Source organism: Silvibacterium sp., assembly GCF_047605705.1.
Lineage (GTDB): Bacteria > Acidobacteriota > Terriglobia > Terriglobales > Acidobacteriaceae > Silvibacterium.
Genome location: NZ_JASGFD010000025.1, coordinates 44,258 through 67,636, shown reverse-complemented (window position 1 = coordinate 67,636; position 23,379 = coordinate 44,258). Strand labels below are relative to the sequence as shown.

The window sequence follows — 23,379 nt, the reverse complement described above, 5'->3', positions numbered from 1 at the left end:
GTCGCACCTGTTCCACATCTTGGATTTTTCATGGCCTGGAGCCGGGCTGAAACCGCCTTTTCAGTCTGTTTTGCATACTGTATACCGCGACTATCCTTCTGATTCTGTTTGCTTTTGCTGATGCGCCGGCTTTCCGGGCCGTGGAGCTGCTTCACTGTGAAGAGACTGTGAAATACATAGCTTCCCCACGGTCGGGGTGGGTACTGTCCCTCCAACAAGCTGCACTGCCGGATTCGGTTGGTTCTCCCCCACACCATCCGGGCAGGGTTCGGCAGTGACAGTTCAAGGGCCTTCCGTCGTTTCCAAAAGCAATAGATCGAGGCAGTGATTTCAGGAGGATGCAGATGTGTCAGTCTGATTGTGGCCGCCTTACCGGCCACGCGCAGTGTCCTTACCAGTCAAAACAAAAGTCAGCGTCGCGTCTCAAGCTGACGTTCCTACTCTTTACCTCTCTTTTTCTTCCCACCGCCTCCGTTCATCAGCTCCGGGCCCAGAGCTTTACCGCCGCCATCACCGGTACAGTCACCGACCAGACCGGCGGCGCCGTCAACGGCGCAAACGTGGTCATCCGCAACGTCGACACGAATGAGAGCCGTACCCTGACCACGGATGCTTCCGGTCTCTACACGGCGAACCAGCTGCTGCCCGGCAACTACCAGATCACGGTCTCGATGAGCGGTTACAAGAACTTCGTCGAGAACGGCATCAATCTCGTCGGCAGCCAGCGCGCCGAGGAGGATGTCCAGCTGCAGGTCGGTTCGGCCGCGCAGGTGGTGCAGGTCAGCTCGTCGCCGATCCAGCTCGACACGCAGACTGCGAACCGCGAAGTCACGATCGAATCCGGCCAGCTCGAACTGATGCCGACCAGCTTCCGCAATCCTCTTTTCGCGGTGCAGAGCACGGCGGGCGTCGTCTCGGTCCGTACCGGTCTGAACGCGTATATGACGGACCAGAATCAGAACCGCTTTTCACTGAACGGCGGCCGCGACGAGAGCACGTCGGTCCTGGTGGATGGCGCATCGATCGTCGCTCCCGACCTGGGCGGCGCGATTGCTACCCCGAACATGGATGCGACCGCCGAAGTGCAGGTGCAGCGTACTGCCTATGACGCGCAGTTCACCCATACCGACGGCGGCGTGGTCAGCCTGATTACCAAGGCCGGCAGCAACGAGTTCCACGGCAGCGCGTTCGAGTATTTCCGCAATGACCATCTCGATGCCAATACCTGGAGCAACAACCACGCCGGTGTGGCCAAGGGAATCTACCAGCGCAACCAGTTCGGCGGCAGCATCGGCGGACCGGTCTGGAAGGATAAGTTTTTCTTCTTCGGAGCCTATGAAGGGCTTCGCCAGGCGAGTGCCGACTCCTACAGCGGCATTATGCCCACCGATGCCGAGCGCACGGGCGATTACACCGGTACCGGCATCACGCTGTACGATCCGTTCAATCTGGATGCGAGCGGCAACCGTAAGACCTTCGAGTCGGAGTACGGCACGAATGCCATCCCGGCTTCGCGCATGGATACGGTCGGCAAGACGGTCGCCTCGCTCTTCCCCGAACCCATGGCGCAGTACGCCAACAATACTTCCTACAACTACTATGTGAACTCCGTGGATCCCTCGAACTACGACAAGTTCGATATTCGTGGCGACTACGTCATCAGCCCCAAGGACACGATCTTCGCCCGTATCACCAAGGCGTGGCAGTACAACCCGGCCTATAACTACTTCCCGACGGTGCCCGGCTTCAACAACGCGCAGGGTGAAAATGATTTCCGCCAGGAGATCCTGATCAACAACACCTGGACGCCTACGCCGGACTGGGTTGTGAACGCGGTGGTGAGCTACGGCAAGTGGACCGAGCAGGATACGTCGCCCAGCATCGGGTATGACCCGACCAAGCTTGGCTTTTCGTCCTCGACCGTGGGCCAGTGGCAGCAGAAGGATTCCTGGCCCGAGTTCACCTTCAATAACTATGCGCAGCTCGGAAACAGCGCCTATGCCGATACGCCGCACGAGACCGACAACCTGCAGATCAACATCTCGCGCCAGCTGAGCCGCCACAGCCTCAAGTTCGGCTTCATGGGTGAGATCGAGCGTCTCTACCCGAACGACCTCTACTCGCCCACCTTCAACTTTACGGACAGCATCACGGCGGGTCCGACGCCCGGCGCTTCCGGCACGGGCACCGGCGACTCCGTTGCTTCGCTGCTCCTCGGCGCAGGCAGCAGCGGCACGGTCATCAACCAGGTGGAACTCGACCTGCAGCAGCTCAACTGGGGCCTGTATGTGCAGGATACGTATCGTGTGAACGATCGTCTGACGATCTCGGCTGGTCTTCGCTATGACCTGCAGGGAGCGCGCACCGAGCGCTACAACCGCCTCAACAACTTCGATCCGGATCTCACCACGACCGACAACGGCACCACGCTCACCGGCGGTCTCAGCTTCCTGAACTCCTCGAAGCGCGGGCTGTGGGATACCAACTACCTGAACTTCGATCCGCGCATCTCGTTCGCCTTCAAGGTCACCGACAAGCTGGTAGCGCGCGCCGGTTATGGCATCTACAACCCCAACACCTACGCCTACAGCTCCGACGCGCAGGACAGCTCCGATGGCTACTCGTCGACCACGACCTGGGAGGCAACGCAGAACGGCGACGGTGTGACGCCTGCCAACCTGCTTGCGAACCCCTATCCGAATGGATTGACGCAGCCCACGGGCAGCAGCCTCGGCGCGCTCACCGATCTCGGTGACGCCGTGAATGCGACCTTCCGCAAGCACCACAATCCGTATGTGCAGGACTTCAGCCTCGACCTGCAATACCAGCTGAGCAGCGCCGGCGTTCTCGAAGTCGGTTATGCCGGCAGCCTCGGCCGCCAGCTACTCCGTGGCGTCTTTGAGAACCTGGATCAGCTGCCCTCGTCTCAGCTGAGCAAGGGCATCACCGCACTTACCCAGACAGTGGCCAATCCGTATGCGAATGTGATCACGGACACCACCAGCTCTCTGTACGGTTCGACTATCCCCTATTGGCGGACGCTGGTGAAGTACCCGCAGTTCAGCAGCGTAAACCAGCTGCCGGATACGCCGGGTTCCAGCTCCAGCTTCAATGCGCTCTCCGTAAAGTACAACCAGCGGATGGCCTATGGCGTCAGCGCCCTCTTCACCTACCAGTGGTCGAAGGCGATTGACAACACCTCCGAGAACAACAGCTGGGAGGTCTCGGATGCGGTTCGCGATGTCTTCAACCCAAGACTCGACCGCTCCATCTCTGCGCACGACATGCCGCAGTCCTTTGCCGGCACGCTGAACTGGGATCTCCCCTTCGGCCGTGGCAAGCAGTGGGGCGGCGATATGAACCGCTGGCTCGATGGCGCCATCGGCGGCTGGAAGTGGAGCACGATTCTGCGCTTCAACGACGGCCTGCCGATCCACCTGACCGAAACCAGCTCGCTGACCAACTTCAACTATGGTGTGGCCCGTCCGAATATCACCTCGGAGAAGGACCTTGCCAAGCATAAGGGCAGCATCACCGGCGGATACTTCAACACCGCGGCGGTCAGCTATGCGAGCAGTGGTAACAGTCTCGCGATCGGCAATGCTCCCCGCTATATCGGCAGCGTCCGTTACGCGATCACCCACGACGTGGACACGGCGCTCGAAAAGAACTTCGCTATCTACAAGAGCGCGATCTTCAAGTTCCGTGCTGAAGCTTACAACGTCATCAACACGGCCTCGGCCTTCTCGCTTCCGGATGTCAACCTGGGTGACTCTGCCTTCGGGCAGACGACCTCAACCACCAGTGTCGGTCCCCGTACGATCCAGTTCGGGGCTCGCGTCGAGTTCTAGTTGCCGGCGGCCTGCAAGGGCAGCCGTACGACAGGACCGTACAATGCAGTGGCCAGTTCGCCCTTCCGGAGAAAACTCCGGGAGGGCGTTTTTTCGAAAGCCAAACTTCTGTGGGTGAATGTGTGACGACTGTTGTTGCAAATACCGGGAAGCCCGCCGCACGCATGGTTTCGCTCGATATCCTGCGCGGCCTTACCGTCGCGTTTATGATCCTGGTCAATAACGCGGGCGATGGCGCTGCGTCGTATGCGCAGCTGCGCCACTCAGCATGGAATGGCTGCACGCTGACCGATCTCGTCTTTCCCATGTTTCTGTTCATCATGGGGATCTCGATGGCGCTCTCGTTCGAGTCACGGCTGCGCAAGGGGCGCAGCCGTGGCGAGATTGTCGCTGAAGCCGTACGCCGCGCAGCTGTGATTGTTTTGATCGGGCTGATTCTGAATGCGCTGCCGTTCTTTCACCTGAGCACGCTGCGTTTCTGCGGGGTGATGCAACGGATCGGCGTCTGCTATCTGCTTGCGGCGTTGATCGCACTCTATGGCCGCACGCGCACAGTTGCGATCTCGACACTCGTTCTGCTCGCGGGCTACTGGGCGTTGATGAGCTGGGTGCCGGTTCCAGGGTGCGGCGGCGAGGGTGTGACGCCTGGCATCACCAATCAGCCTTGCAATCTCGCGAGCGCGATCGATCGCATCGCGATCCCGGTAGCGCATCGCTATCACCACACGTTTTACGATCCCGAAGGCCTGCTGAGCACGCTGCCTGCGCTGGCCTCGGTGCTCATCGGGGTGCTCACCGCTTCGTGGCTGCGTGCTTCTGTCGCGCAGACGCGAAAGCTTGGCGGCCTCGCTGCTTCCGGCGCAATCTCGCTTGTGTTGGGGCTGCTATGGAGTGAGTCGTTCCCGCTGAACAAGCGGCTCTGGACAAGTTCGTTCGTGCTTGTCACCGCGGGCGTCTCCCTGCTGCTGCTGGCTGTCTGCGCTTTGTTCTTTGATGGAGAAGAGACAGGAGCGCGGCGATGGCTTCAACCGTTGGCCCTGGTGGGGCGCATCTTCGGGTCCAATGCGCTGACGGCGTATGTGCTCTCCGAGGTGCTGTCGATCGTGTTGGGAGCGATCCCGGCAGGCAACGCGGGCACCGCGCAACGTTTTAGTTATCTGCTGCTGCCCGGCTTTCTTGCGCCCGGACCATTCCGTTCGCTGGTCTGGTCGGTGCTGTTTGTCGGTGCCTGTTTTGTGCCGATTGCCGTGCTCTACCGGAGACGCATCTTTCTGAAGCTTTAAAAAAGGACACGTGGCGGGCGGGAACGTTATTCAGGAACCCGCCAGGTGTCCGGTGACGAGGACTCCCGTCCATCGTTTAAAAAACTCTCCCAGCGCCGCCGGTATTCCTGCTTCCAGGAGTCGACCGTGCGCTCGAAGCTCATGTGCGGATCGCCGACTGTCTGCCACTTGAGCTGTACCAGCCGCGTATTTGCGGCCAGATGCAGGCCGTCGGCTTCGGCTTTCACCGCAACGCCATTCACGGTTGCTGATTCGAGGTGTTTGAACCACGGCACGTGCAGCACGATCTCTTTGGGTGCCTGGGTGAAATTGCTTGCGATGTTCAGCTCTGCGGAGTCAGCGCCGGTCTCGCGCAGGGTGAAGTCAAGCGAGCCGAAGTAAGTCGGCGCATGCGTGACATGAATCTGCTTGCCTGGGCCCAGCCATTCCGGCGAGATGGCTGAGAGCAGGTGCAGGCTGTCGCCCTGCTCGCGCACCATCATGTTGCGCAGCAGGTTGCGGTAGTCGGCGGCGAACCAGCCGTGTGGCGAGAGGTTCCCTTCGAAGTCGCGCGAGCCCCATGGGCGGATGGCGTATTCGAAGCCGGCCTGCGTGGAGCTGGTGTGCAGCAGTTCGGCATAGAACTCGCGGATGGCCTGATGATCTTCGCCGCGAACCAGCTCTGTCAGCGTGTTCTTGATGGTGAGATAGTGGTGCAGGAAGATGCCGTCGTCGGGTTCGGCATAGGTGGTGATGCCTTCCTGATAGCGCGCCTGCGTGCTGTGCAGCGTCGCAGTCACGCGCGGGTCGAAGGGATCGAGCACCGGTTCTGGCGTGATCGAGAGCAGGTTGCCCCAGTCCGTGCCCTTCCATTCGCCTGCATCGAGCGACGGAGGAAGCACGCCGCCTTCTTCCTTGGAAGCTTTGTCGAGCAGCGCGAAGAAGGTTGCGCGATAGTCGTCGTACTCTCGCTGAAAGCGAGCGGCGTCGTCCTCATGGCCCAGCGCGTGTGCGAGCGTGATCGCGCCCTGGAGTCCATCGAGCGCGAGAAAGTTATAGCCGGTGAGGTGTCCGGAGACGTACTCGTTGTCGCGAACATCGCTGGCGGGCATTACGTGGAGAGGGTCTTTCGCGCGTGCTGCCTGGAGCCAGTCCACCGCCTTTACGACGTGGGGATAGACCAGCCGCGCGAACTCCATGTCGTGCGTACGGCGAAAGTGCTCGCCGAAGGCCCAGAGCGCCTCGCCCCAGCCGTCGTACTGCTGCGGCTGCGAGAGGAAGTTACCGTCCGGCTGCTGCCGCGTGAGGAAGAAGCGGATGACCTGCGAGCCGATCTCGGGGTAGCCTGTCGCGTCGTACATGCGCACGTAATCGGCCGAGTCGCGCAGGTAGAAGCGGTGGTACTGGAACTGGCTCGCTGTCTGTACATACTGCCCGTCGACGATGTTGCGATAGAGCAGGTCGTACATCAGGCTGGCGCGGAAGGTGTCGACGGCCTTCGCCTCGGGTATGTCGATGCCCATGCCGCGCGCAATGAGCGTGTGCCAGTAATCGACGGTGTGCTGATAGGCCGCTTCGTAGCTGGCCGCAAGCGACTGCTTTGCTTCGGGTGAATCCTGCTTTACAGGGATCAGCGGCATGCGCAGGTCGAGCGTGACGGTCTCGCCCGGCTGCAGCGGCACCGTATAGCTCACGCGGCAGGCGGGCGTCGTGGGCGTCAGCTCGATCTTGTTGGTGAGCTTGCTCGAGTCCAGAGGTCCGATGCGGTTGTAGTGTGTCTTGAGCGTGAGCGCCAGCTGCGGCTTGGGCTGCTGCGGGTAGAAGTACAGTACCCGGTCTTCGCGCTGGCATGCGCCGTCGCCGATGCGGTAGCTCCAGTTCGGATTGAAGGCCTCGCCGGGCTGCTGGTAGTCGCCGACATGCTCGGCTGTCGCCGGCCTGCGAAAGCGATTGTCGGCCAGGGGCTCGGCGGTGGTCTGCGGGGCCTGGTAGCGGATGGCCGTGGTCAGGAAGGCCGCGCGTGGCATCGTGCCGGGATTATGTAACCGGACGCGCACAAAATTGATCACCTGCCCCGGTGCATGGTCGGGATCGACCGTGCTCTGCACTGGAACCTCGGAGGCCAACGAGGTGAAGGTGTAGTCGATGCCGAGCTGCTGGACCGTGCCCTCGATGATCGGCACGTAGCCGTCCTTGAGGGTGCGCAGGCGCTCGTCGAGCGGAGTCTGTTCCGGCCCGGTGAAGAACATCAGCTCGCCGTAGCCGGTGTAGAGAAAGCCTTCCGGAGAAATCTCGGTGCCGGAGGGAGCATTCATCACCCCGATCACGTCGACCGGCTTGCTGAAGTAGGAAAAAGGCTGGCCGGGACGGTCGATCTCCGGCGACACCATCTGCGCGTGGGCCACCATGGCCCAGCTTGGCAGCATAACGAGGCAAACAGCGGTACGCCGGCTCATCTGCGGCGCCCATAACGCGAACCTTCGCAAATCGCTTCACCAGTCAAGGAATTCGGCTGCAGGCCGGTCGGAAACTCGCCGGCTCAGCTCGAGAGTCGCATCGCGGTGGGCGCGGGGTAAGGTCTTTTCACTGTGATAATCACGGCCCCACAGCTTTGCGCCTGGTGGGCCTGTGCATTTCACAGTGAAACACCTGTTTTGGCGCCACTTGCTCATCGTCACCGGCGCTGCTAGCGTGGAGAGCAATGATCCCTTGTCCGCCGCAGTGCAAGTCAAGCGAGCCGGCTTCTTTGCCGCCCGGTTGCGTATGCTCCTGCCTTGATGGAGCGCGATGAGTACTGGTCCGGAGTCCGATCTCAAATCCGATCCCAAGTCAGATCCCAGGTGGCAGCTTACCCTCGAGGTCGCGAACTCGCCTGCCTTCGAGCGCTCTCCCCGGCTGCGCTCCTTCCTGCTCTTCATCTGCGAGCTTGAGCTTTCCGGCCGCAGGCTCGAGATCAACGAGCAGCAGATCGGTATCCACGTCTTTGGCCGTGCGCCCGGTTACAACCCCGGCGACGACAGCATCGTGCGTTCGCAGGCGCGTCTGCTGCGCCAGCGGCTCGAAGAATATTTCCGGGTCGCAGGGCGCAATGCGCTGCTGCGCATCGATATCCCCAAGGGCAGTTACGTGCCGTTTTTCGAGGCGAATGCGGTCGAGCCTGAGCCGGTTCCTGCCGCTACGCAGCCGTTGGTTGCTCTTCCCGCCATTGCCGTGCCGGAGATCCCTGCGCCCACGCCGTTGCCTCCACCGGCTTTTGCGCCGGAGAAGGCCGTCGGTCTGCGCCGGCCTGTATGGTGGCTGGTTGCCGCTGTCCTTCTGCTGATCGCCGGAGCCGGATCTCTGTATCTGTGGCAAACGGCCCGCCATCACGAGCAGCCTCGCGACCTCGAAGCCCGCTTCTGGGGGCGGCTCTTCGACCCGACGCGGCGGGCAGTGATCGTTCCGGCGGACAGCACGCTGATCCTGATCGAGGAGCTCACCGCGAAGCCGGTCACGCTGGGCCATTACCTGAACCACGATGACCTGCGCTCGCTCGACCTGCCGAAGTCGATTACGACGATCCAGCCGGGTGACCTTGAGAGCTCGCAATACACGAGCATGGCCGACCTGAACCTGGTTGCGCGCCTGATGACGGTGCCGGAGATCTCGCATGGACAGGTGCAGGTGCGATATGCGCGCGAGCTGAGCATGAGCGACGCCAAGGAAGACAACCTCATCCTGATCGGAGGCGCGCGTGCAAACCCATGGGTCGAGCTCTTCGCCCCGGAGATGAACTTCGCCGTCGACTACAACTGGAGCACGCGGCAGAACACGGTCGTGAACAAGGCTCCGCATCCGGGCGAATCTGCCACCTACGCGGAAAGCCTCGGAGGGCCGCAGAGCTCGGCCTACGGACTGATCGCCTTCCAGCCGAGCCTCGACCATCAGGGAGACACGCTGCTGGTCTCCGGCACCACGAGCGCCGGAACGCAGGCGGCTGCCGACTTCCTGCTCAATGCCAGGACGCTTGAGCAGTTCCTGCGAACCATCGTGCGGCCTGACGGCTCGATTCCGCACTTCGAGCTGCTGCTGGTTGGCCGCAATCTCGGCGGCAATGTCCCGAGCTGGTCGGTTGTGGCGTACCGGACGAAGGCGTAACGGGCGACTCAGTCCTCTTGGTATAGAAAGGCCCACATCTCGACGTTGAGATGTGGGCCTTTGTGAAGAATCAACAGCAGGTCCCTTCATTGCGCTTCGCTCCAGTCGGAATGACAGCGCCTCTGCTGCGGTTCGCGTTTTTTTCGTCAGAACTGCACAGCTATCCTCTGAGGCATGGCGCTGGCGGGGAATTCCAGCAGCAGCGTGCCGTTTTCCCATCCCCTGGTTTCCAGTGGTTTGCCGTCGAGTGTGACCGATTTCGCCGCGCGCGGCAGCAGCAGACGGATGGCCGTCAGGTCCTGCGTATCACGCGCTTCGATGTTGCTTACCGAGAAGCTCAGAGAGCCGGCAGCGGACTGCTCGTCAATGACTCTTGCGCTGGCTGCGAGCACGCGCGCGCTGCCGTGCGGGAAGAATGACGGGTCGAGGAGCAGGCGCCGCTCGCCGCTCTGAATGCGTGGATCGATGACAAAGCCGAGTTGCGGGTCGAAAAGGTCGATGAACCGGCCACGAAGGACAGTGGCCTGCAGGACCGATTCATTCGCGGGTGCCTGAACCGGCGTTGCGGGGCTCGACGAAGGCAGGTCCTGCACCGTCGAGTTCTTTACCCGCGTTGCCGCCGAAGGCTCGGGCTGGCCCTCGGGTTTATCGAGACCCGAGGCAACGACGAACGGGCCGCGACGCAGGATGAGTGCGGAGGATTCCTTCCACGGCTGCTTCGCGTGGGCAGCGGCTTCCTTCGCCCAGGACAGCACTTCGGCCGCACCCTGCGGATCGGCCGCGAGCGCGGAAGGCGAAGCCTTGCGGAAGATCACGACTCCCTTGCCGACGTGATGCAGACCTTCGGCTTCGGGATCGAGGCCTAACGCGCGAAACAGCAGCTCGCGCGGGATGGTCTGCGTCTTGCCGTTCTCGTCCCACCAGTCCTGCGCGTGGTTGTAGGGGTCACTGTCCTTGTCGACGACGACCAGTGATCCGCCAGCTTTCACCCACGCGGCGATCGCAGCGTGAAACTTATCCGAAGGCGGCTTCTGCCCCTCATACGTAAGCAATAGAACTTTATATTGGCTGAGGAAGTTCGCCGCGCCGTCGCCGCGATAGGTGCTCTCGATCTGCACCGGCTCGACCGGCAGGCCATGCATGAGCAGTGGCATCGCGAGTCCGTAAATATTGCTCAGGTAAGCATCCGAGGGCTGCGGATTCGCGCGCTGGAACATCAGTGTGTCGGAGACCAGCACGCCGACATGCTGTGTGCCCGAGACCTGCCACTGCGATGGCTGCCCATGCATCTCGCCGAGCGCATGGAAGACGCTCTGCAGCTCTGTCTCATACGCCGAGGGAATCGCTGTCTTTTCCGGTTTCGGATCTGCGTCGGTCGGCTCCGTCGAGGGATAGAGTCCGTGCGGTCCGAAGATGCGATCGGGCCAGGGAAGAATCTCGTAGTTCGAGACGTCGGGCTGCAGCAGCGAGGCCACCAGCGTCGACTCCCAGTTGTGCCGGTAGTCGGACCAGGAGTGGTTCGGGTTGTCCTCGATGGGATCGTTCAGGTACCAGATACGCTTGCCGGAGGAGCGGGCGATGTTCTGCAGCGCGCCGTACTCGAGGAAGGCGGTCTCGAAGGTGCGCTCGGCGCGGATGCCTTCGTAGATATTCTCGGCGCGCGAGGTGCCGGTCCACACCTGCGCGATGTAGCCATCCGCGCCCACGTCGAGCAGGGACGACTCGGGCGAGACGATCTGCCATTGCGCGTAATTCAGCAGCGAGTGTGTGGCCACGTAGCAGGGGATCTGCCTGCCATGCTGCTGACTCCAGTCATGCACGGCGGCGAAGACCTGCGCGAGCGCGCGGCGATAGAGGAAGTACTTCAGCTTGCTGGCGCGATACTGCGCGTCGGGCGAGGAGTCCGGCGCACGCCAGGGCTCGTGATAGTAGCTCTCCCATTCCTTCTTGAAGGAATCGGACCATCCGGCGCGGGCCCAGAATTCGGGTTCTTCGAGGTAGACGGCATCGGCGCCGGCATCGAGCGCGCGCAGCACACCGCGGCTCAGATATTTGCCGTAGCTTTCCGAGGGCGCGATGTAGGGAACTTCGCGGCCGCTGTGCAGGATCAGGTTGCCGCTGGCCTCCTGCTGCGTCTCGTTCCAGTGCTCCTTGCCGTCGAAGTCGCCGCGCAGGTAGTCGCCATAGGTGCCCCAGGCCACGCCGGTCATGAGCGCGACGCGGTAGCCATGGTTCTTCCAGCTGCGGATGCGATCGGGCAGGTCTTCGTTGATGCCGTAGGTCATTACCGTGCCGGCTTCGACGTTGACGCGGGGCGACCAGCCCTGTGACGTCTGGAAGATGAGTGTGTCGTCAGCGTGCTGCGGAGCCTGGGCAACCGCAACAGAAGAAAAGGCAAGGAGGAATACAAGTCTCTTCATGGGGGAACCGAACGATCTTCTTCAGTCTACCCATGCCGGATCTTCGTACGGTGAATCTGGCTAGCTTATGGCCGGTGCAAGCCCTGGCAGCTGCACGATGACCGAGAGGCCGCCACCACGGCGATTCTCCACGCGGATGGAGCCCGAATGCAGATGGACTGCGCGCTCGGCGATGGCCAGTCCTACGCCGAAGCCGCCCGTAGTGCCCTCGCGGGCCATGTCCACACGATAGAAAGGCCGGAAGATGTCCGAGAGATACTGCTCGGGAATGCCGGGGCCTCGGTCGGCGATGACGATGTCGATCCAGATTGGAATGGGCGTAGCGGTAGAGACGCCGAGGGGGTTGCCGGCGTGCGCGTCGCAGGTGGCGGCAATCTCCACCGTGCCGCCCGCAGGGGTGTAGCGGATGGCGTTGCGGACGATGTTCTCGAGCGCGCGGCGCAGCATCTCCCCCTGGCCCCGCAGCATCACGGCGTCGCATGCCGAGCTGTAGACGACGCGCGATCCGCGAGCCTCGGCTTCGAAGCGCATGTCCGGCAGCAGCAGCGCGAAGATTTCTCCCAGGGCAAAGGTCTCGTCGCTCGGCGGCTGGCGCAGAGACTCCATCAGGGACAGGCGCAGCGTTTCACCGATAAGCGCATTCAGGCGGTCGGCCTCCACGCCGACGCGATCGAGCAGGCCGGTGGATTCGGGCGCTTCTTCGCGCGCGAGCTCGAGGGCCACCTGCAGGCGCGCCAGAGGCGAGCGCAGCTCGTGCGAGATATCGCGAATGAGCAGTTTTTGCGCCTCGACCAGCTCCTTTACGCGGTCGGCCATGTGGTTGAAGTCGATCATGAGCGTGCGCACGTCGGCTCCGCCGAAATCCTTCCAGCGCGAGGGCGGAACATCGAGGCGGACGTCCATGTCGCCGGCCGAGAAGCGGCGGAAGGCGAGACGCAATGCGCGCACCGGCCGCGTAAGGATGTAGGCGAAGAGAAAGGTGACGAGCAGCGATACCGGAATGGCGACCACGGGCAGGTGAGGCCACCAGGGACGGTGCTCGCCGCTGATGCGCTGCACCAGGTAATAGCGCTCGTTGTTGCCGATGCTTACCTGGCGTACCTGTACCCAGATGCCGTCGGCGCGCAAGGAAACGGGGTGTCCTTCTTTGCGCGTCTGCCGCAGCAGTTCTGCCACCGGCTTTTCAAAGGGCGGTGCGCAGATGGGATTGCCGTTGCTGTCAGCGAAGGTGCTTTCTTTGCCGAGCGGCGCAAGGCCTGCGCAGCCATGCTCGCGATATTGCGCGATAGATGTGGTCGCGAGCGCATCGGCAGAGAGGTCGAGCGCGGATCGTACCTCGCCCGGCGAGCCAGGGTCGTCCTGCGGAGAGAGCAGGGTGGCGGCGATGAAGATGCCGCAGGTGATGACCCAGAAGGAGAGGAAGAACTGCAGGAAAAAGCTGCGCATGGGTCAGCCTCTGCTTGATCCTTCGGTGAAGAAGAGATAGCCGTTCGAGCGAACGGCCTTGATGCCTCCCGAAAAACCGGGCAGTGTTTCAAGCTTGCGGCGCAGGCGCGAAACCAGCATGTCGAGGCTGCGGTCGAGCGGGCGGAATGGCCGTTCGAGCACGCGCTCGACCAGCTGCTCGCGGTTGAGGACCTCGCCGGGGTGCGTCAGAAACTGGTGAAGCAGATCGAATTCGAGGTCGGTGAGCTCCAGTGGCTGTTCGCCGAAGCGCACGCTGCGCACGGCGTGGTCGACGGTAAAACCGGCAATCGCTGGCTGCGACTCCCGTGATGGCTCGCCGTTGTTGCCGGTGCGTGTGCCGCGCCGCACGATGGCGCGCATGCGGGCCAGCAGCTCGCGCGGATTGAAGGGCTTGGGCAGATAGTCGTCTGCGCCCAGCTCGAGCCCCACGATGCGATCGATCTCCTCGCCGCGCGCGGTCAGCAGCAGCACGTAGACATCGGCTTCGCGGCGCAGGCGGCGCAGCAGCTCGAAGCCGTCGAAGTCGGGCAGCATCACGTCGAGCACGATGAGACCGTGACGCATCTCGAGCGCGGCGGCCAGGCCGCTTGAGCCGCGATGCGCCATTGAGACCTCCCAGCCGTGGCGGCTGAGATAGTCCTGCAGCATGCGGCACAGCTCGACGTCATCGTCGATGAGCAGTACATGTTCGAGTTCGGTGGACACCGGTGGCGTACTCATCGTTTCGTCTGCGGTCACTCCTCCTAGTTTGCGCCGGAAACTCGTGCAGCGGCTATCCGGTGACGATCTGTTACATACGATGACGAACCGTGACACAGTATTACGTTCATTTCGCGATTTCTGAAGTCTTCTAAAAGAGCACGCTGCCTCGCTCGCAGCTGCCAGAACGACCGCGCACCCTCACTGGGATGATGGCGTAGCACCCTAAGGATAAAGATGACCGACGAACTCGCACCACAGGACAAGGCTTCCTCCTCTCGAAAGAAGAAACATTGGCTGGCATGGCTGCTGGTGATCCTGGTTGTGGGCGTGCTGCTGTTGCCCCTTCTGCATCATGGCGCGGCCCCGGGCGGCATGCCCGGCGGCGGACCTCCGGGCGCTGGCCCGGGCGGGCAGGGCGCGAAGAATGCCGGTGTATCGATTACCGAGGCGAAGGTCGAGCAGGGCTCGATGGATGTTTACCTCAATGCGCTGGGCACCGTCACGCCTGAGCACACGGTGAATGTCTACCCGCTGGTGAGCGGCCAGGTGCTCGCAGTGAACTATCGCGAAGGCCAGATGGTGAGCAAGGGCCAGTCGCTGGTCGAGATCGATCCGCGCCCCTATGAGACGCAGCTGCAACAGGCCGAGGGCTCGCTCAAGCGCGACCAGGCGGCGCTGGACCAGGCGCGGAACGACCTGAAGAAATATGAGATCGCCCTCAAGGGCAACGCCGTCAGCCAGCAGACGTACGACGACGAGCTGGGCACGGTCAAGCAGGACGAAGGCACAGTCGAGAATGACGAAGGCACCGTGGCCTATGACAAGGTGCAGCTCAGCTATTGCCATATCAGCGCGCCGCTCTCTGGCCGTATCGGGCTGCGCCTTGTGGACCCGGGCAACATCATCTTCTCCGGCTCTTCGAGCACGATTGCGACGATCACGCAGCTCAACCCGATGACGGTTGTCTTCGCCATCGCCGAAGATCACGTGCAGAAGGTGCTCGCGGCGGTGAAGCATGCGACGCTCAAGGTGGACCTCTACGATCGCGCGCAGCTGACCCGCATCTCTACCGGCAAGCTGCTTACGCTCGACAATCAGGTGGACACGACCACCGGCACCGTGAAGCTGCGCGCAATCTTTGATAACGCAACGAATGCGCTCTTCCCGAACCAGTTTGTGAACGCGAAGCTGGATGTGGAGACGCTGCAGAACGCGAACCTGATTCCGACCGTGGCGGTGCAGTACAACGGCCAGCAGGCCTTTGTGTATGTGGTGAAGTCCGATAACACCGTCGCGCTGACCAACATCACGGTTGTGGATTCTGACGAAGACAAGACCGCCGTTACCGGCATCACGCCCGGCCAGTCGGTGGTGACGAGTAACTTCGATCGCCTGCAGGACGGCGCCAAGGTGAGCACGGCCCCCGCAGGACCGGGACCTCGATGAGCCTTTCGCGTCCATTCATTCTTCGCCCGGTGGCGACCATTCTCTTCATGGTCGCCATCCTCCTGGTGGGCGCGGTGGCGTATTTTCAGCTGCCTATCTCCGCTCTGCCGGAGGTGAACTACCCGACCATCCAGGTGCAGACGCTCTATCCGGGCGCGAGCGCCGACGTGATGTCATCGACGGTGACCGGCCCGCTCGAAAAACAGTTCGGTGAGATTCCAGGGCTTGCGCAGATGACGTCGACGAGCTCGGGTGGCGCGTCGGTCATCGTGATGCAGTTTGTCCTCAAAGAGGACATCGACGTTGCAGAGCAGGAAGTGCAGGCCGCCATTAACGCGGCGAACAGCTATCTGCCTACCGATCTGCCGGTGCCTCCGGTCTATAGCAAGACGAACCCGGCCGATGCGCCGGTGCTCACGCTGGCTCTGACCTCGAAGTCGATGACGCTCTCCGATATCCAGGACCTGGCCGACACGCGCCTCGCGCCGAAGATTTCGCAGCTCAGCGGTGTGGGCCTTGTTTCGATCCAGGGCGGACAGAAGCCCGCGGTGCGCATCCAGGCAAACCCCGCAGCGCTTTCGTCCTATGGCATTGCGCTCGAAGATGTGCGCACGGCGATCAGCGATGCCAGCGTGAACGGCTCGAAGGGAACCTTCAACGGACCGCAGCAGGCCTACACGCTCGACGCGAATGACCAGATTCAGGACGCGAGTCAGTATAAGAACATCGTCGTCGCCTATAAGAATGGCTCGCCCGTTCTGCTGAGCGACGTGGCGAATGTCTATAACGGCGTTGAGAACTCGCAGCTCGCCGCGTGGATGAACCAGACGCCGGCGATCATCGTGAATATCCAGCGCCAGTCGAATGCGAACACCATCCAGGTGGTCGATTCGGTCAAGGCCCTGCTGCCGCAGCTGGAAGAGTCCCTGCCTGCCTCGGTGAAGGTGACGGTGCTGACGGATCGCACTACGACGATCCGCGCCTCGGTGGATGATGTCGAATTCGAGTTGATGCTGACGATCTGCCTCGTGGTCGCGGTCATCTTCCTCTTCCTGCGCAGCTGGCGTGCGACGATCATCCCGTCCGTCGCTGTGCCGCTCTCGCTGGTGGGCACCTTCGCGGTGATGTATGCGATGGGCTACAGCCTCAACAACCTCACCATGATGGCGCTGACCATCTCGACCGGCTTCGTTGTCGATGACGCGATCGTGATGATCGAGAACATCAGCCGTTATCTCGAAGAGGGAATGGCACCGCTCGAAGCGGCGCTGAAGGGCGCAAGCGAGATCGGCTTCACCATTCTCTCGCTCACCATTTCGCTGATCGCAGTGCTCATCCCGCTGCTCTTCATGGGCGACATCACTGGCCGCCTCTTCCGCGAATTCGCGGTGACGCTGGCAGTGACCATCATCGTCTCGGCGGTCGTATCGCTGACGCTGACGCCGATGATGTGCTCGAAGCTGCTGAAGCACACACCGGAATCCGAGCAAGGCCGCTTCTACCACTGGTCCGAGAAGCTGTTCAAGGACATCATCGCCTTCTATGGACGCACGTTGAGCTGGGTGCTGGCGCGGCAGGCGCTGGCGCTCATCGTGGCCGTCGTCACGCTGGTAGGCGCCGTGGCGCTCTACTACGTGATCCCAAAGGGCTTTTTCCCGACGCAGGATACGGGCATCATCCAGGCCATTACGCAGGCTCCCGAGGCCACCAGCTTCGATGCGATGGTCACGCGGCAGCGCGCCGTGGCGCGCGTCATCCTGGAAGATCCGGCTGTCGATTCGCTTTCCTCGTTCATTGGCGTGGACGGCACCAACACCACGCTCAATAGCGGCCGCATGCAGATCAACCTCAAAGCGCTTTCGACACGCGGCATCAGCGCGTCGGATGTAATCGAGCGGCTGAAGCCAAAGCTCGCGCAGGTCACGGGCATCCAGACCTATATGCAGCCGGTGCAGGACCTCACGGTGGAAGATCGCGTGAGCCGTACGCAGTATCAATACACGGTCAGCGATCCGAACCAGCAGGAGCTCTCGACATGGACGGCAAAGCTGCTGGCGAAGCTGAAGACGCTGCCGCAGATTGAAGACGTGGTCACGGACGAGCAGCCGAACGGCAACGCTGTGAACCTCGATATCGATCGCGTGACTGCATCGCGCCTCGGCATCACGCCGCAAACCATCGACGACACGCTTTATGACGCCTTCGGGCAGCGCCAGGTAACGACGCTGTACACGCAGACGAATCAGTATCACGTGATTCTCGAGGTCGATCCAAAGTTCCAGACGAGCCCGCAGGATCTCGAAGAGATTTATCTGCCCGCTTCGACCACCAGCTCGTCGAGCACGAGCTCTGGCGGGTCCGGCTCTTCGTCGAGTTCCTCGTCCAGCTCGTCTTCGAGCAGCAGTACAAGCTCTACCGGGACAACGCAGCTCAGTGCTTCGTCGACCTCGGGCGTTTCCTCCACGACCTCGAACAGCACCACGCTGGGCACGACCAGCAATTCGACCTCGCTTGGTACTTCGTCCTCGACTGGATCCCTCTCGTCGACTTCGACGAACAGCACGGTGCTGCAGGCGGCTTCGACCAGCGGTACCACTTCCGCTCTCAGCTCTTCGAGCGGCAGCAGCAGTTCAAGCACTTCGTCCGCGACGAGCGCGGCGCAGCCGATTCCGCTCGCGGCCTTCACAACGATGAAGAAGGGGCTCGCGCCGCTGACAGTTGCGCACCAGGGGCAGTTTCCGGTCATCACTGTCTCCTTCAATCTGGCGCCGGGCTACCACCTGAGCCAGGCAGTGGATGCGATCGAGAAGGCACAGAAGGATTTGAACCTGCCGATCAACGTGCAGGCGAAGTTCCAGGGCACAGCAGCGTCGTATCAGAACTCGCTGAGCAATGAGGGATGGCTGGTCATTGCGGCGCTGGTCACGGTGTATATCGTGCTCGGCGTGCTTTACGAGAGCTTCATCCATCCTCTGACGATTCTTTCCACGCTGCCTTCAGCAGGTGTGGGCGCGCTGCTTGCGCTAATGCTCTTCAAGCAGGACCTCGGCATCGTGGGCATCATCGGTATCGTGCTGCTCATCGGCATTGTGAAGAAGAACGGCATCATGATGGTTGACTTCGCGCTCGAAGCGGAGCGGCATCACGGCAAGTCGCCGAAGGAAGCGATTTTCGAGGCTTCGCTGCTGCGCTTCCGTCCGATTCTGATGACGACGCTGGCCGCGCTCTTCGGCGGGCTGCCGCTCGCGCTTGGTCACGGCATCGGCGCAGAGCTGCGCCGTCCGCTGGGCATTGCCATGGTGGGCGGCTTGCTGCTGAGCCAGCTGCTTACGCTCTACACCACTCCGGTGATCTATCTCTTCTTCGACTGGCTGGGTGAAAAGATGGGCGTGCGCCGCGGCGTACCGGCCCAGGGTGAACTGCCACTGGAAGGCCAGGCATGAACCTCTCCGCGCCTGCGATCCGGCGGCCCATTGCCACTACGCTACTGACTGCGGCGGTGGCGATCGCCGGCATCATCGCCTTTGCCGTGCTGCCAGTGGCTCCGCTGCCGCAGGTCGACTCGCCGACGATCGTCATCCAGGCGTCACTGCCGGGCGCGAGCCCGGATGTGATGGCCTCTTCGGTGGCGACTCCGCTCGAGCGCCAGCTGGGGCACATCGCCGGCGTGACGGAGATGCTTTCGCAGAGCTCGACCGGCTCTGCGTCGATCTCGCTGCAGTTCGAGCTCAACCGCGACATCAACGGCGCGGCGCGCGATGTGGAAGCGGCGATTGCAGCGGCGCGTACCTATCTGCCCTCGGATCTGCCATCGAATCCAACCTATCGCAAGATGAATTCGTCGGATTCTCCGATCGCGATCATCAGCATCACGTCGGATTCAGCGGGCGTAGGAGACCGGTACGATTCGGCATCGACGATTCTGGAACAGAAGCTGTTACAGATCCAGGGAGTGGGGCAGGTAGAAATCGGCGGCGGTGCGCTGCCCGCGGTGCGCGTCGAAATCAATCCGCTCCAGTTGCAGCACTACGGCATCAGCCTGGCGACGGTGGCTACGTTCCTGCAGAACCAGAATGCGCACACGCCTACCGGGTCCTTCAAGAACGGGCAGACGGTCAGCTACATTCGCACGAACGATCAACTCTCGAAGGCCAACGACTACAAAGAGCTGGTGATCGCACAGCACAACGGTACCGTTGTGCGCCTTGAAGATGTCGCCGATGTGGTCGACTCGACTGAGAACATTCGTTCCGGCGGCATGATGAACGGCCAGCAGACGGTCGATCTGATTATCTTCAAGCAGCCGGGCGCCAATGTCATCGATACGGTCGACCAGATCAAGAGTGAATTCAAGGCGCTGCAGGCCGCGATCCCGCAGAACCAGAAGCTGACGCTCACGCTCGACCAGACAACGACCATCCGAGCCTCTCTGCACGATGTCGAGCGGACGCTTATCATCTCCATCTGCCTGGTTGTCGTGGTGGTCTTCGTCTTCCTGAGGAACTGGCGGGCGACGCTGATTCCAGGCATCGCTGTTCCGGTCTCGCTGATCGGCACGTTCGCTGCGATGTATTTCCTCGGCTACTCGCTCGACAATCTCTCATTGATGGCGCTCACCATCTCGACCGGTTTTGTGATCGACGACGCCATCGTGGTGATGGAGAACATCGCGCGCTATCTCGAGGAGGGGATGTCGCCGGTGGCAGCAGCCTTGCGCGGCTCGAAGGAGATCGGCTTTACGGTCCTTTCGATCACCATCTCGCTCATCGCGGTCTTCATTCCCATCCTGATGATGGGCGGCATCGTGGGCCGTCTCTTTCATGAATTCTCGGTGACGCTGGCGATTGCCATCCTGATCTCGATGGTTCTCTCGCTGACGACGACGCCGATGCTCTGCTCGGTACTGCTGAAGACAGAGAAGAAGGAAGAGCATGGGCGCCTCTATTACGCGAGCGAGCGCATGTTCAACGCGCTGGTGCGTGGCTATGAGCGCAGCCTGCGCTGGGTCATCCGCGATCATGCGGGCCTTGTGCTGCTGCTCTTTCTCTGCACCATCGCTCTGAATGTTTTGTATCTCGCACGGGTACAAAAAGGATTCTTTCCGCAGGAAGATACCGGTGTCCTGATGGGCGGTTTGCAGGGTTCGCAGGATGCTTCCTACGACAAGATGCATGCCGCCGTGACCCGTGCTGTGAACATCGTGCGTTCGGACCCCGGTGTAAAGAATGTTGTCGCCTTTACCGGTGGCGGCATGGGCTCCTCGAACAGCGGCTTTATGTTCATCGCGCTCAAGCCGCTCGAAGAGCGCAAGGTGAGTGCGACGGACATTGTGAACCGCCTGCGTCCGCAGCTGATGCAGATCAAGGAGGCGCAGACCTTCCTCATGGCCGCGCAGGATCTGCATATCGGTGGTCGGCAGTCGAACGCGCAGTATCAGTACACGATGCAGGCTGACTCGGAGGACGAGCTGAAGAAGTACGCACCGATGCTGACGCGCGAGATGAAGAAGCTGTCCTCGGTGACGGATGTGGAGTCGGATCTGCTCGCGGGCGGTCTTGAGTCGTACCTGACCTACGATCGACTCACGGCGGCTCGGCTCGGGCTCACGCCGAACGATATCGATAACGTGCTGAACTATTCTTATTCGCAGGCCGAGCCTTCGACGATCTACAAGCCGCTGAATCAATATCACGTCGTGCTCGAGGCCGATCCACACTTCAGCACCGGTCCGGATGCGCTGCGCAATACCTATGTCACCAGCTCCGAGGGCGCGGTGCCTATCAGCACGATCAGCAGCTACCAGGCGCGTACCGGGCCGCTGCAGGTGAACCACACCGGGCTCTATCCCTCGTCGACGATCTCCTTCAATCTCGCGCCCGGTGTCTCGCTGGAACAGGCGACGCAGCAGGTGGAAGCGATCGAAGACAGGTTGCATATTCCGAAGAGCGTGCATGGCAGCTTCACCGGCACGGCGCAGGCTTTCCAAAGTTCGCTCAGCAATGAGCCGATCCTGATTGCCGCCGCCATCGGCGCGGTCTACATCGTGCTGGGCATTCTCTATGAAAGCTTCATTCACCCCATTACGATTCTGACCACGCTGCCCTCGGCTTCCCTGGGCGCGGTGATCACGCTCATCCTCTTCAACTCCGAGCTGGATGTGATCTCGATCATCGGCATCATCCTGCTGATCGGCATTGTGAAGAAGAACGCGATCATGATGATCGACTTCGCGCTGCAACTGGAGCGCGAGCAGGGCTTGAAGACCGAAGATGCGATCTTCCACGCATGCCTGCTGCGCTTCCGCCCCATTCTGATGACCACGGCCGCCGCCTTCTTCGGCGCGGTGCCGCTGGCCTTCGGTACGGGGCTTGGACACGAGCTGCGTCAGCCGCTCGGGTACACGATTCTCGGCGGTCTGGTGGTGAGCCAGGTGCTCACGCTCTACACCACGCCGGTGGTTTATCTCGTGCTGGACCGGTTGCGGATGCGCCTCAAGGGCCATCGCACCGTTGCTCCCATGGCACGGCCTCAGGAGGCTCTATGAACGCCCGAACCCCTGCACAAAGTCTGCTGATGAAATCTGCGTGCGCGGCTCTGCTTGTCTTCGTGGCCGGCTGCAACGTCGGACCCAAATATCAACGCGCCAGCGTACCCGCGCCTCCGGCTTACAAGGAAAGCCAGCCGGGCTCGTCCGATGCGCAGGCCGGCGGCTGGAAGCAGGCCGATCCGCAGGATGCCATGCTGCGCGGCAAGTGGTGGGAGATCTTCGGCGATCCCGAGCTGAATCAGCTTGAGGAGTCTCTGTTGATCAACGACCAGAACCTCAAGGAGTATTTCCAGAACTACATGGCGGCGCGCGCCGTTGTGCGTTCGGAACATGCTTCGCTGTTTCCCTCGGTCACCGCTGCGCCTTCGTACTCTCGGCAGGGCACGGGCAGCGCCAGCACGGCCAAGCTGGAGTCGAGCAGCAGCTCGACCAGCACCGAACTGGTAGGCGATGTCTCATGGGAGCCGGACCTCTGGGGTAGCGTGCGCAACACGCTGCGCGCCGACCAGAATGCGGCGCAGGTGAGCGCGGCGAATCTCGCGAATGAGACATTAAGCGAGCAGTCGAGCCTGGCGCAGTACTACTTCGAGCTGCGCGGGGAAGACGCGCTGCAGCAGGTCTACGACAATACGGTCGAAAGCTACAAGCAATACCTCGAGCTGACGAAGACACTCTTCAAGTCGGGCGTCGACACCGATGAGGATGTTGCCGAGGCCGAAACGAATCTGCGCGGCGCTGAGGCAAACGCTGTCGCGGTCGGCATCACGCGCGCGCAGTACGAGCACGCCATCGCGCTGCTGTTGGGCAAACCGGCGAGCAGCTTCTCTCTTGCGGTGAAGCCACTCTCGGCGAAGCTGCCGCAGATCCCCACAGGGCTGCCTTCGCAGCTGCTGGAGCGGCGTCCGGATATCGCCGCGGCCGAGCGCACCATGGCTGAGGCGAATGCGTACATCGGAGTACAGAAGGCGGCGTATTATCCGACGATTTCGCTCACTGGCTCCGGCGGTACGCAGAGCTCGGACATTACGCAGCTGCTGGGCTGGCCTGCGCGCTTCTGGTCTATCGGGGCATCAGCCTCGGAGACGCTGCTTGACTGGGGCTCGCGCAAGGCCAATGTGCAGAACTACGAGGCGCAGTACAACGCGGATGTGGCGAGCTATCGTGAGACGGTGCTGACGGCGTTCAAGGAGGTGGAAGACTATCTCGTCTCCTGCCGGCTGCTCTCCGAGCAAATCCAGAAGCAGCAGCTCGCGGTCGATGCCGCGCAGCGCTATCAGGACATCGCGACGACGCGCTACAAGTCGGGCGTCGATACGTACCTGAATGTGCTGACCGCGCAGAATACGCTGCTGACGGATCGTGAGTCGCTGACGACTCTCCAGATGAACCAGATGGTGTCCGCCGTCGAGCTGATCGCAGCACTCGGCGGAGGCTGGGACACCTCCAAGCTGCCAACGGTTTCCGAGGTAACGAAGAAACCGTAAGCGCGGTCCTATGGGAGTGACCGCACAGGCAGAACTGAACGGCTTTGAGCCCGGGATCGATCC

The 23,379-nt window shown here is 61.8% G+C and carries 11 protein-coding genes; 7 read left to right on the top strand and 4 right to left on the bottom strand.

All coding sequences use genetic code 11. The annotated features are described in order from the left end of the window. Window positions 1-344: 344 nt before the first annotated feature. Together QM649_RS10875 and QM649_RS10870 are read left to right on the top strand one after the other, a co-directional pair. Window positions 345-3,851 carry a carboxypeptidase regulatory-like domain-containing protein gene (locus tag QM649_RS10875; protein ID WP_415199065.1) on the top strand — a complete coding sequence of 1,169 codons (3,507 nt, stop codon included), beginning with the start codon at window positions 345-347 and terminating at the stop codon, window positions 3,849-3,851. A gap of 122 nt (window positions 3,852-3,973) precedes the next feature. Beyond that, the gene (locus QM649_RS10870; RefSeq protein ID WP_415199064.1) at window positions 3,974-5,134 is read left to right on the top strand and encodes an acyltransferase family protein; all 1,161 of its coding nucleotides are present in this window, start codon (window positions 3,974-3,976) and stop codon (window positions 5,132-5,134) included. A gap of 26 nt (window positions 5,135-5,160) precedes the next feature. Here the strand turns inward: QM649_RS10870 and QM649_RS10865 are convergent, their stop codons facing one another. Beyond that, window positions 5,161-7,569 (bottom strand): hypothetical protein, encoded by a 2,409-nt coding sequence (locus QM649_RS10865; protein WP_415199063.1) that lies wholly within the window; start codon window positions 7,567-7,569, stop codon window positions 5,161-5,163. A 331-nt stretch (window positions 7,570-7,900) separates the two neighbouring features. On the opposite strand from QM649_RS10865, the gene QM649_RS10860 reads away from it, so the two are divergent. Next, on the top strand, window positions 7,901-9,250 hold the full coding sequence (locus QM649_RS10860) for a hypothetical protein (RefSeq protein ID WP_415199062.1): 1,350 nt from the start codon (window positions 7,901-7,903) through the stop codon (window positions 9,248-9,250). 146 nt (window positions 9,251-9,396) lie between these two features. Here the strand turns inward: QM649_RS10860 and QM649_RS10855 are convergent, their stop codons facing one another. From QM649_RS10855 to QM649_RS10845, 3 genes are read right to left on the bottom strand one after another with little or no spacing between them, the layout of a single operon-like run. After that, window positions 9,397-11,670 (bottom strand): hypothetical protein, encoded by a 2,274-nt coding sequence (locus tag QM649_RS10855; protein ID WP_415199061.1) that lies wholly within the window; start codon window positions 11,668-11,670, stop codon window positions 9,397-9,399. Window positions 11,671-11,730: 60 nt separating this feature from the next. Next, window positions 11,731-13,116 carry an ATP-binding protein gene (locus tag QM649_RS10850; protein WP_415199060.1) on the bottom strand — a complete coding sequence of 462 codons (1,386 nt, stop codon included), beginning with the start codon at window positions 13,114-13,116 and terminating at the stop codon, window positions 11,731-11,733. Between the two features lie 3 nt (window positions 13,117-13,119). Beyond that, window positions 13,120-13,875 carry a response regulator transcription factor gene (locus QM649_RS10845; protein WP_415199059.1) on the bottom strand — a complete coding sequence of 252 codons (756 nt, stop codon included), beginning with the start codon at window positions 13,873-13,875 and terminating at the stop codon, window positions 13,120-13,122. Between the two features lie 198 nt (window positions 13,876-14,073). On the opposite strand from QM649_RS10845, the gene QM649_RS10840 reads away from it, so the two are divergent. From QM649_RS10840 to QM649_RS10825, 4 genes are read left to right on the top strand one after another with little or no spacing between them, the layout of a single operon-like run. Next, entirely contained in the window at window positions 14,074-15,285 is a 1,212-nt protein-coding gene (locus tag QM649_RS10840) for an efflux RND transporter periplasmic adaptor subunit (protein ID WP_415199058.1), read from the top strand. Then, complete coding sequence (locus QM649_RS10835; RefSeq protein WP_415199057.1) at window positions 15,282-18,728, top strand: efflux RND transporter permease subunit; 3,447 nt, start codon at window positions 15,282-15,284, stop codon at window positions 18,726-18,728. The genes QM649_RS10840 and QM649_RS10835 overlap by 4 nt, the downstream gene beginning before the upstream one ends. Beyond that, window positions 18,725-21,829, top strand: a complete 3,105-nt coding sequence (locus tag QM649_RS10830) for an efflux RND transporter permease subunit (RefSeq protein ID WP_415199056.1) — start codon at window positions 18,725-18,727, stop codon at window positions 21,827-21,829. Before QM649_RS10835 ends, QM649_RS10830 begins: the two co-directional genes overlap by 4 nt. After that, window positions 21,826-23,316 (top strand): efflux transporter outer membrane subunit, encoded by a 1,491-nt coding sequence (locus QM649_RS10825; RefSeq protein WP_415199055.1) that lies wholly within the window; start codon window positions 21,826-21,828, stop codon window positions 23,314-23,316. Before QM649_RS10830 ends, QM649_RS10825 begins: the two co-directional genes overlap by 4 nt. The last annotated feature ends 63 nt before the right edge of the window (window positions 23,317-23,379 follow it).